Source organism: Devosia faecipullorum, assembly GCF_015158295.1.
In the GTDB taxonomy this organism is placed as follows: domain Bacteria; phylum Pseudomonadota; class Alphaproteobacteria; order Rhizobiales; family Devosiaceae; genus Devosia; species Devosia faecipullorum.
This window is the reverse complement of the sequence record NZ_JACDXV010000002.1, coordinates 257,501-271,922: the sequence shown is the minus strand read 5'-3', so window position 1 is coordinate 271,922 and position 14,422 is coordinate 257,501. Positions and strand designations below refer to the sequence as shown.

The following is a 14,422-nucleotide window of genomic DNA, read 5'->3' as shown; positions in this document are numbered from 1 at the left end:
GGTTTCGCGCCGAACGAACGAGGTTTTTCCATGCCGACACCAAACCCGCGCCATCCCGGTTTCCCCGTTCCAGGCGGTCCCGAATTGCGGGCCCGGGGCTGGCGCCAGGAAGCGCTGCTGCGCCTGTTGGAAAACGTGCTGAGCGTTGGGGAAAACCCCGACGAGCTGGTTGTTTACGCTGCCTTGGGCAAGGCCGCACGCAATTGGGCGAGTCACAAGGCCATCGTCGAAGCGCTGTCGAGCATGGACGAAGACCAGACGCTGGTCATCCAGTCCGGCAAGCCGATCGGTCTGCTCAAGACCCACGCCAAGGCTCCGCTGGTGATCATGGCCAATTGCAACATCGTCGGGCAATGGGCCAAGGCCGAGACCTTCTACGAACTGGAGCGCAAAGGCCTGATCTGCTGGGGCGGCCTGACGGCAGGCGCCTGGCAATATATCGGCAGCCAGGGGGTGATTCAGGGCACATACGAGATTTTCATGCGCATCGCCGACAACCGCTTCGGCGGCGATCTGGCGGGACGGTTCATCCTGACGGCGGGGCTTGGCGGCATGGGCGGCGCGCAGCCGCTGGCCGGGCGCATGGCCGGCGCGGCCATCCTCTGCGTGGACATCGATCCCGACAGGGCGCGGATGCGCAAGAAAATCGGCTATCTTGAAGAGATAGCACCCGATCTCGACACCGCTCTGGCAATGATCGACCGGGCCGTCCGCGACAAACGCGCCACATCGATCGGCCTGGTTGGGAACGCCGCTGAAATCTACCCCGAGATCGCCCGTCGCGGCATTGTGCCCGATATCGTGACGGACCAGACATCCGCTCATGACCTCGTCTATGGCTATGTGCCCAAGGGCATGTCGCTTGACGAGGTCAGGCGCCTGCGCATCGAAGGTCCGAGCCAGTTGATGGCCGCCAGCCGCGCATCGATCGTGGATCATGTGCGTGCCATGCTGTCCTTCCAGGCTGCGGGTGCCGAAGTGTTCGACAATGGCAACCTGATCCGCACACACGCCCAGGCGGGTGGCGTCGAAAATGCCTTCGATATCCCGATCTTCACCGAAGCCTATCTGCGGCCGCTCTTTGCGCGGGCTATTGGCCCGTTCCGCTGGATGGCGCTGTCGGGCGATCCGTCTGACATTGCCAGGATCGACGACAAATTGCTCGAAATGTTCCCCGACAATGCGATCGTCACCAACTGGATTGGCCTTGCGCGCCAGCATGTGCCATTCGAAGGCCTGCCCGCCCGCATCGCCTGGCTCGGCCATGGTGAACGCACCGCGCTGGCCCGTATGGTCAATTCCATGGTCGCCGATGGCACGCTCAAAGGGCCGGTGGCGTTCAGCCGTGATCACCTCGATGCCGGGGCGATGGCGCATCCGAACATCATGACCGAGCGCATGAAGGATGGCTCGGACGCCATTGCCGATTGGCCATTGCTTGACGCCATGCTGCTCTGCTCATCCATGGCCGACCTGGTCGTGGTCCATTCCGGCGGCGGCGGCTATGCGGGATACATGACTTCGGCAGGGGTGACCGTGATCGCTGACGGCACGCCTGAGGGTGACGAGCGGCTCGACCATGCGTTGACCAATGACACGGCCCTGGGCGTTATGCGCTATGCCGATGCGGGCTACGCCGAGAGCCTTGATGAAATCGAGCGGAAGGGCATCGGCCACATTCGGGTGGACCTCTAAAGCGTTTCAGGAACAGTGGATACCTGACTTCCGGATCGAAAACGCGATAGGACAAACGTTTAGATCATTGCAGCGTTTCTTCTAGACACCGAAACGATCTGGGAAGGGCAGCGCTCCATGGGGGCCCGGAAAGCTCCGGGCCCAATGCACTCGCTCAGACGTCGAACACTTCCATCAACTCGATTCGCACGTCGCCCGGCACGATGAGAAAACAGACGCGCACGCCGGTATCGACCACCGCCGGTTCACCTACCAGCTGCGCTCCAAGCTCTCGAAGCCGTTCGATCTCCGGCTCGAGCTTGTCGACGGTAACGCCGAAATGCTCAAGGCCGAGATAGGTTTCGGTTGTAGCGGGGGCCAGCACTTCACCGGTCCGGGGACCTGATATATTGACCATGAGGCCACCGGCGCTGCGACACCGCACGAAGCGGTCGCCAATCGGGCGCACCCAATCCCGCACCACCTCGAAATTGAAGGCTTTTACATACCAATCCGCCGTTTCGCGGGGCGTTGAGGAACGCAGATGAATGTGGTTGATCTCGTACATGCTTGGTCCTGTGGCAGTGCTGGATAGCCCATCCTGGGCAGCGTGAAGCCGATGAGAGTGCAGCGGCCACCGACCCGAAAGATGTCAAAACATGGACACTATATATCGGCGTCGAGCTGGATTGCTCCGGCACAGGGCTAGGCCGGCCAGGCTGTTGACAGCAATCTGGCGTCGGCGCCGTCGCTCCGGGTGATGCATTCTGTGGAACGGGGTTGTGGACAAATGCCTCGGCCTGACTGAAAGGTTCGGGACAATTGCCCGTTCCGAAGGAAGCATCGCTTTGAATATTGCCACCATCAGCGCCGTTAGGACGATCTTTGCGGTGCGCGGCGTCCGAGAGGCTGCGCGTATCGAGGGGCGGCCTCCCGCAACGATGAGCGCGGCGCTGTCGCGTTTCGAAGCGGCTGTCGCAGTGCCCCTGGTTCGTCGCGAGGGGGCCAGCATGACACTGACGCTGGAGGCGGAACGGCGGCTCGATGCCATCAACCGTATTGCAGCGGCGTCGCGGCAATTGATGAGCCTGGCGGGCGCGCCCGATGACAAGCCGATTGCGCCGATCAGCATTCTGGGTCTGATCCGCTTCACGGAAGTGGCCCGGGCAAGCAGTATCCGCAAGGCAGCAAGAACGCTCGGTGTCGGCCAGCCACAATTGACGCGACAGATTTCCGATATGGAGCGCCACCTGGGCTTCCCTCTGCTCAAACGCAGCGGCGCTGGGGTGTCATGCTCGACCTATGGCCATGCCGCTCTGCCGATCGCCGAGCAGATCATTGAGGACTGGGAGGCCGTTTCTCAGGCTGCGGCCGCCCGCTTCCGACAGAATATCGAGACCTGGCGAATGGGGTCGGTGATGCCGTTGGGACACGAGAGTTCCATCGCCCATATGCTGGCCGCGATTGCCGCCGGCTGGGAGAAACTCCGGCCGCGCCAGCATCTGGCGATTTCCGGCGCCACCGCGGACGAGCTGTTGTCAGGGCTCAAGACCGGCCATTTCGATCTGGTCCTGATCGACCATCAATCTGTGCCACCCGATTTTGAGTGTCGGCCGATCAGAACCGACGCGCTTTGGCTGGTCGGGGCGCCGGACTTGGACGGCACGGCGGACATTGACGGGGTGCTCGGCGCCTGTACCCTGGTTCTACCCAGCGTGCGCAGCGGCATTCGCCAGGCGGCGGACCGCTATATGCGCGAGGTCGCCGCGTCTCTGGCCCATGGCCCCAAGCGCATCGTGGAAATCGACTCCGTGCCGGTGATCGTCAATATGGTCGCGCGCTACAATTATCTCAGCGTGATGCCGCAAAGCGCGGTGGAACGCCTGCCATACCGGTTGAGCAAATGGCCGCTGCCGGACAGCTATCGGCAGCAATTGACGCTGGTCTGGCGCGCCAGCGCGCTTCCCCCGCCATTGGTGGAGGGTATCGTCAGCCTGATGCAAGGCGTTCCCATGCCACCTCCCCATACCGAAATGGCCTAGCCGTCCTCGGCCCGGCCACGACGCATCTGCCGTACCGTTTTTAGGATATCATCCGTACCGGGCCGATCCGCTAGTGCTGGGTCGCCACTGGGGATAATTTGGGCCATGCCGGTTGCATGCACGACGCTCGAACTTGATGGCCAGCCACTGAGCTTGGCGCAACTGGCCGATATTTCGACCGGCAGGGTTGTCTTGACGGCCAATGCTGATGCCATGGTTCGCGTACGCGCGGCTCGGCAAGTGCTGGAAAATCACATTGCGCGCGGTGAGCCCGTCTATGGCGCGACGACCGGTGTCGGCGCCATGAAGGACATATCCTGGACGCTTGCCGACCAGAACCAGTTCAATGTGGGGCTAGTGCACGCGCACAGTTTTGGCATTGGCGACGTCTTTGCGCCCAGCATCGTTCGCAGCGCCATGGCGATCCGCACCAATGTGATGCTGAATGGCCAGGTCGGTGTCACGGGCGAGCTGGTCGAGATGTATCTCGCCATGATCGCGGCCGACATCGTGCCGGTTGTACGGCGCGTCGGCTCGATCGGCTGCGCCGATATCGGCCTGATGGGCCAGATTGGTGCCGTGCTGACCGGAGCGGGGGAGGTCTATGCTCAGGGCCGTCGCATGTCGGCCGCAGCGGCGCTCACGCAGGCGGGGATCGCGCCGATGATATTCGCGCCGCGCGACAGCCTGGCCTCCTTGTCCACCAATGCCGTTGTCTACGCTGCCGCCGCTCATGCGCTCCGTGATGCCGCCAGCGTGGTCCGCACGGCGCTGGCGGTTGGGCTGACTACGGCGGGCGCGCTGGGCGCGTCGCGCGATCCGTGGCTGGCCGCCAGCCATTTGGGCAGCTCGCACGAAGCCATGGCCGGCGCGTGGCTCACCGGCAATGCCGCCGCGTGGAACTGGAAAGAGGCAACCCATGTGCAGGATCCGCTGAGCCTGCGCATGATGGCGCAGATATACGGAGCCGGATTTGATGCGCTGGTCGCCGCCGGACATGCGGTTGTGGCCGCCACATCACGCAGCGACGACAATCCCGTGGTGATAGAGGGCAAGGTCATGACATCGGGCGGGTCGCTGCCTCTCGAGGTCACGCTGGCCATGCAGACCGTGCAACTGGCTCTCGCGCATCTGGCTCGCAACGGGCTCAATCGCTGCATAATCTTGGGCAATGGCGGGCGCCGCGATCTGCCGGTGAACCTGGTCCCGTCTGGAGTGATCGCCACCGGCATGGGGCCGGTCGTCAAATTGGCGGGCGAATTGTTCGCGCGAGTGCTGGCGCTATCGTCGCCGGTTTCCGCACAAGCGCTGGTGGTGGCGGGCGGCATGGAGGACGAGGCAACCTTCCTGCCTCTGGTGGTCGAACGGTTCGAGCAGCAAATTCTGGCCCTTCACCAGCTCGCCGCGCTCGAAGCTCTGCTCGCTGCCCAGGCCATCGATCTGGCCCAGGACACGCCCCAGGGCGTGGCGAAACTGACCTTCGACACGGTGCGCGGTCAGTTTGGTTTCTCGCACGCGGACCGGCCATTGTCGCAGGCTCTGGAAGCGATTTCGGCGGCGCTGGCCAATTCAGATTGTCTGTCGGCGCTTCTGAGCTTGTCGCCGCTCGCCAAAATTGACGAATTCTTCGCTCTTGACCGGCCCCTGGCGGGACAAGGTTGAGGCGGGACTTGGGATAACAGGTCTGAGGGTGAGCCGAAACAATCGTTGGGCATCAGGGAGCCGCGCTCTGAGCCATCCCGAATATCGGCGGTTTTTTCTTGCGCAGGTGCCGCTGCTGATCGGGACCTGGATACATTCCATCGCGCTGGGCTGGTTGATGTGGCGGTTGAGCGGCTCGCCCTGGATGCTGGGCGTGCTGGCTGCATGCGAGCTGGGTCCGACGCTGCTACTGACTCCTTTTACCGGGGCCATCATTGACCGGGTGAACCTGCGGCGACTGCTGTTGGCTCTGCAGCTCGGCTATGTGTTGCTGGTCGGCGCCCTGATCGTTTTCACATTCACCGACACGATCAGCATTGACCTGCTGGTGATAATTACACTGGGCCTTGGCGTTCTTGCGGCTTTCGATAATCCGGCAAGGCAGGTCTTCGTGGCCGAACTGGTCGGCCTGGACGATCTTGGCAATGCCATCGCGCTCAATTCCATGCTGTTCAATCTGGCTCGGCTCATTGGCCCCGCCATCGGCGGCAGTGTGGTGGCGCTGGCGGGCGAGAGCTGGTGCTTCTTGCTCAAGGCGCTGGCCTACCTTCCTATGCTTGTCGTGTTGTTTCGCATGCGCCTGCCGCCGCGCCAGCACCGGGCGAACACGAGCTTTCTTGCCGATATTGCAGAGGGCTTTGCCTTCCTGCGCCTGCACCCCGAAATGGGACGATTATTGGTGCTGGTCGCCACCTGCAGTTTCTGCTCGGTGCCCTATTTCTACTTCCTGCCGGTGCTGGTGCGCGAGATGCTGGGCCAGCAAGCGGATGCGGCGGGGCTATTGATGAGCCTTACGGGTCTTGGCGCCTTGCTTGCCGGCCTGGTGCTCGCCATGCGGGACCGGGTCGACCAGCTCGAAGTCTTTCCAGCCTGGTCGACGCTGGTCTTGGGGCTGGTGCTGATCGGCATGGGATTTTCGGACATCTACTGGGTAACTGCGCTTCTGGCGCTGCCGCTGGGCCTCGCCATTCTGTCGCAGAACCTTTCATCCAATACACTTTTGCAGCATTTCACGCCGCCGGCCCTGCGTGGCCGGATCATGGCCATGTATGCCATGACGCTGCTCGGGATCGTGCCGCTCGGCTCGCTCATTGTCGGCCTTGCGGGCGACTTTCTGGGCATGCCATCAACTTTCATTGCCGGGGGCACGCTCTGCTCCATCGTCGGTATCGCGCTCGCCAGGCGCCACCCGCCCGCGCAACGCTGAGCGGCCACACCCCTACGCAATGGCTTCGGCCGGCAATTGCCATTCTATCGGGACGCTCGGTTCGGCCAGGCGGCTCGGCAATAGCGCAAGGCCCTGAATACATTGCTTGTTTTTTGATCAGGCCAGGATTTTTGAGATACAGTGTTCCGGATTTGGGATATCACCCACAGCGAGTGCCGCGCTATCATCCCATTATGCTACTGCCTTCCGGGCCGGTGGAAAACGAAGGGCTCTGTGTTGCGTGTCGGATGCTGCGAACGGAAGGGGCTGACTAATGCGGTTACTTGAAAACTACGTCTTCAATCGCATTCTGACTGCCGCCATGTCGGTCTTCGGGGCGATGCTGGTCATCGTCGTCTTGCTGGACATGGTGCCGGGCGATCCCGCGACGGCTTTGCTCGGCCCCCTGGCGACTCCGGAATATGCCCAGCGCTTCATTGTCGAAATGGGACTCGATCAGCCTATTCCTGTTCGTCTCTGGCGCTTCTTCACCCAGGTAGCGATGGGCAATCTGGGCACCGATGTCATTTCGGGCCGGAGCGTCAATGCGATCGTCTGGGCTGCCTTGCCGCATACATTCGCGCTGGCCTTCGCGGCCATGGGGCTGGCCTGCCTCATCGGCATTCCGGCCGGCGTCTACGGGGCGGTGCATCGCGGATCGGTCGGCGACACGCTGATGGCCATGATCTCGGTGGTTTTCGTCTCCGTCCCCAGCTTCATCCTCGGTATTTTCCTGCTTGTCGTCTTTTCAGTCTGGCTCAATTGGTTGCCGGTGCTGGGCGTTTCCGACAATGCCAGCCTGGCCGACCAGCTTGTGCGGATGATCTTGCCGACGGTAGCGCTGGCCTTGGGCTGGATCGGTCTGATCGCCCGGCTGGTGCGCACCTCGATGCTCGAAGCGCTGGGACAGAATTACATACGCACTGCCCGGGCCTACGGCCTGCGGGAAAACCTGGTCCACTACAAATATGCCCTCAAGAACGCCGTCATCCCCACTCTGGCGATCATCGGCATGGGCTTTGGGCGCATGCTGGGCGGCGCGGTGCTGATCGAGATCATCTTTGCCCGACAGGGCCTGGGCAGCGTGCTTTACGATGCCCTGCAGGCACGCAATTTCTCGGTTCTGCAAGGTGCGGTTTTCGTCGTCGTGGTGATCTTCGTCGTGGTCAACCTACTGACGGAGCTTAGCTATTCTCTGTTCGACCCTCGTATTCAGCACAACAGGCGGTGAGCAAGATGAGAGCTATTTCCATCCTTCTTAAAACGCTGCGCCAAACGGCGCGCTATCCAAGCGGCGCCATCGGTCTGGTGCTGGTGTCGCTGATCCTGTTGGTGGCGATCTTTGCACCCGTTCTGGCTCCTTACGACCCCAACAAGCTCGACGTCGTCAACCGCCTCGCCGGCATGTCGCCTGAACATTGGCTGGGCACGGACCAATTGGGACGCGACCTGCTGAGCCGACAGATTTTTGGCACGCAGGTGGCCATCGTCGTTGCCCTGTCGGTGATCGGGATTGCGTTGGCGGCCGGCATGGCACTGGGCATTCTTTCGGCCTATGTCCCCGGGCCGGTCGAACGCATCATTCTGATCGCCTTCGATTCCGTGTCATCCTTTCCCAGCGTCATATTGGCCATGGCCGCGGTTGCAGTGCTCGGTTCGTCCCTGCCCATGCTGGTCGTGGTCATCGCCACCAGTCTGGTCCCTCACTATGGCCGCGTGGCGCGGGCGCAGGTGCTCTCGGTCAAGAACGAACCCTATATCGAGGCCGAAATGGTTTTCGGCGCCTCCCAATTGCGCATCCTGTTCTTCCATATCGTGCCCAATATCCTGGCGCCGCTGGTCGTGATCGCCTCGCTCGATATTCCGATCGTGATTGCCATCGAGGCAAGCCTTTCTTTCCTCGGGCTGGGCCTGCGTCCACCCTTGGCCAGTTGGGGCGGATTGTTGCAGGACGGCTATCAGAACATGTCCAAATCCGTGATGCCGGTGCTGATTGCTAGCGGGGCGCTGGCGATTGCGACCCTGGCCTTCACCATGCTGGGTGAAGCGCTGCGCCACGCCATCGATCCCAGATCGCAGCGAGGAGGAAAGCATGGCTGAGCCCTTCCTGAGCATCTCCAATCTGCGCCTGACCGCCCAGACCGACCGTGGCACGGCGACCATCCTGCGGGGGGTCGATCTGAACGTCGAGCGGGGCCATATCCTTGGCATTGTCGGAGAGTCCGGCTCGGGCAAGTCCAGCCTTGTCAGCACCATAATGGGCCTGTTGGCTCCCGGCCTGCGGACCGAGGGATCCATTACGCTCGACGGCGTCGATTTGCTGCGTCTCGACAGCGCCGGAATGGCGGCTTTGCGCGGCAACAAGTTGGCCATGATCTTCCAGGATCCGATGACGGCGCTGAATCCCGTCTTCCGTGTCGGCACGCAATTGGTGGATGTGGTCCTGAACCGTTATCCCGGCACCTCGCATGAGGAGGCCGTGCGCCGGGCGAGCGATGCGCTGGTCAAGGTCGGACTTTCCGATGCTGCGCGGCGTATGAAGGATTATCCCGGCCAATTGTCGGGCGGCATGCGCCAGCGCGTGATGATTGCCATGGCGCTGCTGTGCCAGCCAGACATTCTGATCGCCGACGAGCCGACCACGGCGCTCGACGCCACGATCGAGGCGCAGATCATCGACCTGCTGCGACGTCTGCGCAACGAGTTCTCCGGCTCGATCATCTTCATCTCCCACAATCTGGGCACGGTGATGCAATTGTGCGACGAGGTCGCGGTCATGTATGGCGGGCACCTGGTCGAAGTCGGTGCGGTGCGCGATGTGCTGGCCAAGCCCCTGCACCCCTATTCGCGGGCGCTGATTGGCTGCGAGATCGACGACCAGCCCCTGGATGTGCCGCTGGCTTTCATTCCTGGCAAAGTGCCCGAAACGCTCGACAATCCGACCGGCTGCATTTTCGCGCCGCGCTGCAATTATGCCACCACGGCATGCGAGCGGTCCATGCCGGCATTGCGGCCCTTCAACGGTCAAATGGCCGCCTGTGTGCGGCTCGAGGAAATCGCATGACCTCCCGCCCCTCCGTCAGCCTGGACAAGGCAAGCGTGGTCTATCTCGATGTGGTTCGGGCGCTCGACGGCGTTTCTTTGGAGATCGGGACGGGAGAGACTGTCGGCGTCGTCGGCGAATCGGGCTCGGGCAAGAGCACGCTCTGCCGCCTTCTGGTCGGCCTGACCCGCCCCACCGATGGCGCCGTTTCCGTCGAGGGACAGTCGGTAACCGCTGCGCTCAAGACCGATGCCAAGGCATTTCGGCGGCAAATACAGATGCTGATGCAGGACGCGGTGGCAACGCTTTCGCCCCGCATGACCATCGGCAGTCTGATGCGGGAAGCGGTGGCCATTCACAGCCTGGACCGGCAGGAAACCGAGGCGCGAATCCTGGCCTTGCTGGAACGCCTGCGCCTGCCCAAATCTATCCTTGATCGCTATCCGCATGAAATTTCGGGCGGCCAGGCACGCCGGGTCGGAGTGATCCGTGCTCTGCTCCTGCGCCCTTCGGTGCTGGTGGCGGACGAACCGACAGCGGGTTTGGACGTGTCCGTCCAGGGCGAACTGCTCAATCTGTTGCTGGAACTCCAGCGCGAGATGAACCTAACCTTCATCATGGTCAGCCACAATCTGCATGTGATCAAGCGCGTCACACGCCGCACGATCGTCATGTATCTCGGCCAGATCGTTGAAGACGCGCCGACTGCAGCGCTATTCCAGCGGCCGGCCCATCCCTATTCCACCACCCTGCTATCGACCAATCCGCTGCTGTCGGCGGGTGGTGCCGCCAATCCAATCATCCTGCAGGGCGAGATACCGAGCAATGCCAATCCGCCCAAGGGGTGTCGCTTTCATACGCGTTGTCCCGTGGCTCAGCCCGCCTGCGCCCAGACCATGCCGGAATTGACCAAAACGGATAGCGGCTCGCTCGTGCGATGCCATTTCCCCTATTCCCTCGCGCTTACGAGTGCGCATCAGCAGGCCGGGGGCTCTGCCGACTAGACCACTGACACCACATCATGGAAGCCTAGATATGTTAACGAGCACAACCTTTACCCGCCGATCCATTCTTGCCGGTCTTGCAGGCGTTGCCGGCGCCGCGATGCTGCCCGGCGGCCCGGTCTGGGCGCAGGAGCAGCGGAGCCTTTCCGTTCGCATCAGCCGCGAAGTCCAGAACCTCGACCCCCCGTTCATGACGGGCACCACCGACAGCAATATCATCCGCTCGGTGTTCCAGCGCCTCGTCACCTATGTGCCGAACTCCTATGAATATGAGCTGGACGCGGCCGAGACCATCGAACAAGTTTCCCCGCTCCAGATCGACTTCACGCTCAAAAAGGGTCAGATGTTCACCGAAGGTTTCGGTGAAATGACCGCTGATGACGTCAAGTTCTCGTTCGAGCGGTACAATACGCCCGACGCGGACGGAAGGGTGTCGAGCTACAAGCAGGACTGGGCAGCACTGGTAGAAGTGCAGGTGCATGACACCTATTCGGGCAGCCTGATCCTGTCCACGCCCTCGCCCAGCCTCTGGGAAGTGGTGCTGGCCGGCACATCGGGCGTTATCCAGTCGCGCAAGGCCGTAACCGAACTGGGAACTGAACATAGCCGCAGGCCGATCGGTTCGGGCCCCTATATGGTGTCCGCGTTTGAGGAGCACCGTGGTGTAACCCTGAAGCGCAACCCCGAATTCACCGCCTATACGCCGGATTTCGAAACCTGCAACCTGGTCTATATCGCCAACCAGAAAACTGCCGAACTGGCGCTGCGGGCTGACGAAATCCAGTTCACCGAACTGTCCGTCGATTCCGCCGATGAACTGGCCGGCATCGAGGGTGTCGTGGTGGACAAGCGCCCGGGCCAGCGCTTTGTCTGGCTTGGCATGAACATGCAGAAGGCGCCGCTCGACAATCTGGCAGTGCGCCAGGCGATCCGTGCCGCCCTCGATGTCGAGCAGATGGTTTTGGCGGGTTATCAGGGCAATGCCCAGCGTCTCAATACCATGTTGCCGCCGGGTCTGCTCGGTCACTGGGCCGACGCCCCGGTCTATGAGCGCAATGTCGAGGAAGCGCGCCAGCTGCTGGCCTCGTCCGGCGTCACGATGCCCATGACGCTCAAGCTCACCATTCTCAACGAGCCGGCCTTCCAGAACATGGCCCTGGTCGCCCAGGCTCTTCTGGCAGAGGTGGGCATCAATGTCGAAATCGATCAGCGTGAGGCCGGCACCTTCTGGTCGTCTGGCAAGGCGGAATCGGGGGAACAGCTCGAACTGTTCATCCTGCGCTTCAATGCCAATCCAGACCCGACCTACAATGCCCGCTGGTTCCTGCCCAACCAGATCGGCGACTGGAACTGGCAGCGTTGGGACAGCCCGGAATTTGCTCGTATCCAGGAAGAAAGCGGCCGCAATCTCGACCGCGACAGCCGCGTGCAGCAGATCATTGAACTGCAAAAGCTTATGGATGAAACGGCTTCCATGGTCTGGTTGACCAATGAAGTGTTCGCCCTCGGCTACCGCAGCTCGGTGGAGCCCGCCTTCCTGCCCGACGGCAACAATTGGCAGTTCAACTACTTCAAGGCGGTCTGACCGCTAATTCCCGGGCTCCTGCCGACTGCGCCGGCAGGAGCCTTTTCCGATAGGCACACGGCAATTGAGGTGTTGGAAATGGCCGAAAAGCTGGTCAAGATTCCTGGTCCCGACCATCCGATCGCGATCGAGGAGAACGCGGGCCGCGTCGTTGTGATGCTGGATGGGGTCGTTATCGCCGACACGCGGAACGCCTTGACGCTGCGCGAAAGCAAATACGGCCCGGTGCAATATATTCCGCGCCAGGATGTCAGGATGGACCTGCTGGTTCGAAGCACCCATGAGACCCATTGTGCCTATAAGGGCGACGCCAGCTATTACAGCATCCCGATGGGCGGCGAGGGCGCGATCAACGCGGTCTGGAGCTATGAAAATCCCTATGAGGCCGTCGCACCGATCAAGGGTCGATTGGCCTTCTATCCCGACCGCGTCGATTCCATCTCCATTGAGGAATAGCCCTTCCGGTCTGGACGCACTCGACAAAGAGCCGTATTCCCCGTTTCCCGATTGCCATCGTCGCTAGGAAAGACAATGATTCAACGTATTCAGCCCGGCCCCCGCATGAGCCAGGTCGTAACCTATCCCGCCAATGGTCGCATTGTGGTCATTTCCGGCCAGGTTCCCGATGATCGCAGCCTCGACGTGCCTGGCCAGACCAGGGATGTCCTGGCCAAGGTCGACCGCTTGCTGGCTGCCGGCGGTACAGACAAGAGCCGGATCACCCATGCCTATATCTGGCTGCGTGACATTGCCGATTTCGATCTGATGAACAGCGAATGGGACAAGTGGGTTTCGCCCGGCAACGCACCGGCTCGCGCCTGCGTCGAAGCGCGCATGGCTGCCCCCGACATTCGCGTCGAGATTCAGGTTTTCGCCCTCGTCGGGGACTGAGCTTTCCTCGCCGGGCGGGCGGGATGACCACGCCGGCGCCCCCACGCTCTGGCCGAGGTCCAGGGGACAACCCAGGGATGCGAAACGCTCAATTCCTTGCCAGAGCCAGACACTCACGCCACATGGCCGCCTAAGGCCTGTGGCAAACGACCTGCTGATCTGAGTTCATAAAAACAGCAGCATTATCAATAATTTGAAACAGATCGACTGGTGGAAAGTCTCGCACGGAGTGCAAACTCTCCGTAAGAGCGCGTGTACGTAATAAAAAGCGCACGAGGCAAAACGCGCAGGCCAAACCGGCCGAAGCAGAGAACGACACCTTTTCTACGACCTTTTAAGTTTTTGGTAGCGGCACGCGCAATCCGACGCTCAACCAGCTTGAGCCAATCGCTGAATCTGCGCGCCATTGGCAGAGCTCAATTTCCATTGAATTGATCCCCGTAGTCGTCATCCATTCAGTGGCGCGCAAACGACTACCACGATCAAATAACCACCTTGCGCAGCGGAGAGGTAGATGCCGCCCCCCAGTCCGGCGCTGACGATGGTTGGTCGCGGGGTATAGATCCCATCGTTTACAGTCTCCCACGCTGCTCCCAGGAGGGAGTGAATCATGGGACAGCGACCGGTGATGAGCATCTTCCCGTGGCTAAATTCGAAGGACGCGACGTCAAGTCGTTGGCGGGAAGCAAACCGCCGATCAGCAGAGCATCAGGGACCAGACCGTTCGCGCCTTCGCTCAGCCCCATGACGTCAGCGTCTGGATCATACATGAGACGCTGGATCTGTTGCGGCAAGCGTCTGGCGAAAGGGAACCGGTTTTGCGTTTCGGCGGCCGCCTCTCTGAGCCTCCTGGAGGCGCGCTCTTGGTCGGTGTGGAGGCACGTGCCGGCCCACCCACCAAGAGCCGGAGGCGGCACCTGCAAGCAGGCAAGAGAGATGATGTGAATGATCAGCAGCCTCCTGGCCGACACCATGTCGAACGTAGCCTTTGTGTCGGCCGTTTTGACATCGACACTAACCTGCCAATCGGATCGCTGACCGTGATCGACGATAGCGCGCCTGATCGGAACAGCACCACATCATTTGAAACCGTCCTTGCAAAGTCTGGACGGCGTTCAAGGTGAACGTGGCGCTGGCGGCACTCAAGGGCGAGATACCCCTTGCCGAGTTACAGCAGCAGTTCGATGGGCGGACCAGCCAGATCACGCAATAGCACAGCCAAAGTGCCGATATGTTTGGTGAAACCCGGGCCGAAACCCCAGCCCGGCGATAGGC

Annotated in this window: 12 protein-coding genes; 11 read left to right on the top strand and 1 reads right to left on the bottom strand. The window is 61.6% G+C overall.

Going from position 1 to position 14,422, the window contains the following annotated elements:
* Nucleotides 1-30: 30 nt before the first annotated feature.
* Nucleotides 31-1,695 (top strand): urocanate hydratase, encoded by a 1,665-nt coding sequence (locus H0482_RS07155; RefSeq protein WP_193729359.1) that lies wholly within the window; start codon nucleotides 31-33, stop codon nucleotides 1,693-1,695.
* Between the two features lie 154 nt (nucleotides 1,696-1,849).
* On the opposite strand, the gene H0482_RS07150 is transcribed toward H0482_RS07155, so the two are convergent.
* Complete coding sequence (locus H0482_RS07150) at nucleotides 1,850-2,242, bottom strand: VOC family protein (RefSeq protein ID WP_193729358.1); 393 nt, start codon at nucleotides 2,240-2,242, stop codon at nucleotides 1,850-1,852.
* Nucleotides 2,243-2,522: 280 nt separating this feature from the next.
* Here H0482_RS07150 and H0482_RS07145 point away from each other — a divergent pair, with 280 nt between their 5' ends.
* The 10 genes from H0482_RS07145 (at nucleotide 2,523) to H0482_RS07100 (ending at nucleotide 13,147) form a co-directional block, all read left to right on the top strand.
* Nucleotides 2,523-3,716: a LysR substrate-binding domain-containing protein gene (locus H0482_RS07145; RefSeq protein ID WP_193729357.1), complete on the top strand. Its 1,194-nt coding sequence runs from the start codon at nucleotides 2,523-2,525 to the stop codon at nucleotides 3,714-3,716.
* Between the two features lie 105 nt (nucleotides 3,717-3,821).
* Nucleotides 3,822-5,378, top strand: coding sequence for an aromatic amino acid lyase (locus H0482_RS07140; RefSeq protein ID WP_193729356.1), 1,557 nt, complete (start codon nucleotides 3,822-3,824; stop codon nucleotides 5,376-5,378).
* Between the two features lie 28 nt (nucleotides 5,379-5,406).
* On the top strand, nucleotides 5,407-6,624 hold the full coding sequence (locus H0482_RS07135) for an MFS transporter (RefSeq protein WP_330998221.1): 1,218 nt from the start codon (nucleotides 5,407-5,409) through the stop codon (nucleotides 6,622-6,624).
* A 274-nt stretch (nucleotides 6,625-6,898) separates the two neighbouring features.
* Nucleotides 6,899-7,855, top strand: coding sequence for an ABC transporter permease (locus H0482_RS07130; protein WP_193729355.1), 957 nt, complete (start codon nucleotides 6,899-6,901; stop codon nucleotides 7,853-7,855).
* A 5-nt stretch (nucleotides 7,856-7,860) separates the two neighbouring features.
* Entirely contained in the window at nucleotides 7,861-8,724 is an 864-nt protein-coding gene (locus H0482_RS07125; protein ID WP_193729354.1) for an ABC transporter permease, read from the top strand.
* Nucleotides 8,717-9,688 (top strand): ABC transporter ATP-binding protein, encoded by a 972-nt coding sequence (locus tag H0482_RS07120; RefSeq protein ID WP_193729353.1) that lies wholly within the window; start codon nucleotides 8,717-8,719, stop codon nucleotides 9,686-9,688. The genes H0482_RS07125 and H0482_RS07120 overlap by 8 nt, the downstream gene beginning before the upstream one ends.
* On the top strand, nucleotides 9,685-10,671 hold the full coding sequence (locus H0482_RS07115; RefSeq protein WP_193729352.1) for an oligopeptide/dipeptide ABC transporter ATP-binding protein: 987 nt from the start codon (nucleotides 9,685-9,687) through the stop codon (nucleotides 10,669-10,671). Before H0482_RS07120 ends, H0482_RS07115 begins: the two co-directional genes overlap by 4 nt.
* A gap of 31 nt (nucleotides 10,672-10,702) precedes the next feature.
* Nucleotides 10,703-12,256 carry an ABC transporter substrate-binding protein gene (locus H0482_RS07110; protein ID WP_193729351.1) on the top strand — a complete coding sequence of 518 codons (1,554 nt, stop codon included), beginning with the start codon at nucleotides 10,703-10,705 and terminating at the stop codon, nucleotides 12,254-12,256.
* A 78-nt stretch (nucleotides 12,257-12,334) separates the two neighbouring features.
* Entirely contained in the window at nucleotides 12,335-12,712 is a 378-nt protein-coding gene (locus H0482_RS07105; protein WP_193729350.1) for a DUF427 domain-containing protein, read from the top strand.
* Between the two features lie 75 nt (nucleotides 12,713-12,787).
* Nucleotides 12,788-13,147, top strand: coding sequence for a RidA family protein (locus H0482_RS07100; protein ID WP_193729349.1), 360 nt, complete (start codon nucleotides 12,788-12,790; stop codon nucleotides 13,145-13,147).
* Nucleotides 13,148-14,422: the final 1,275 nt, after the last annotated feature.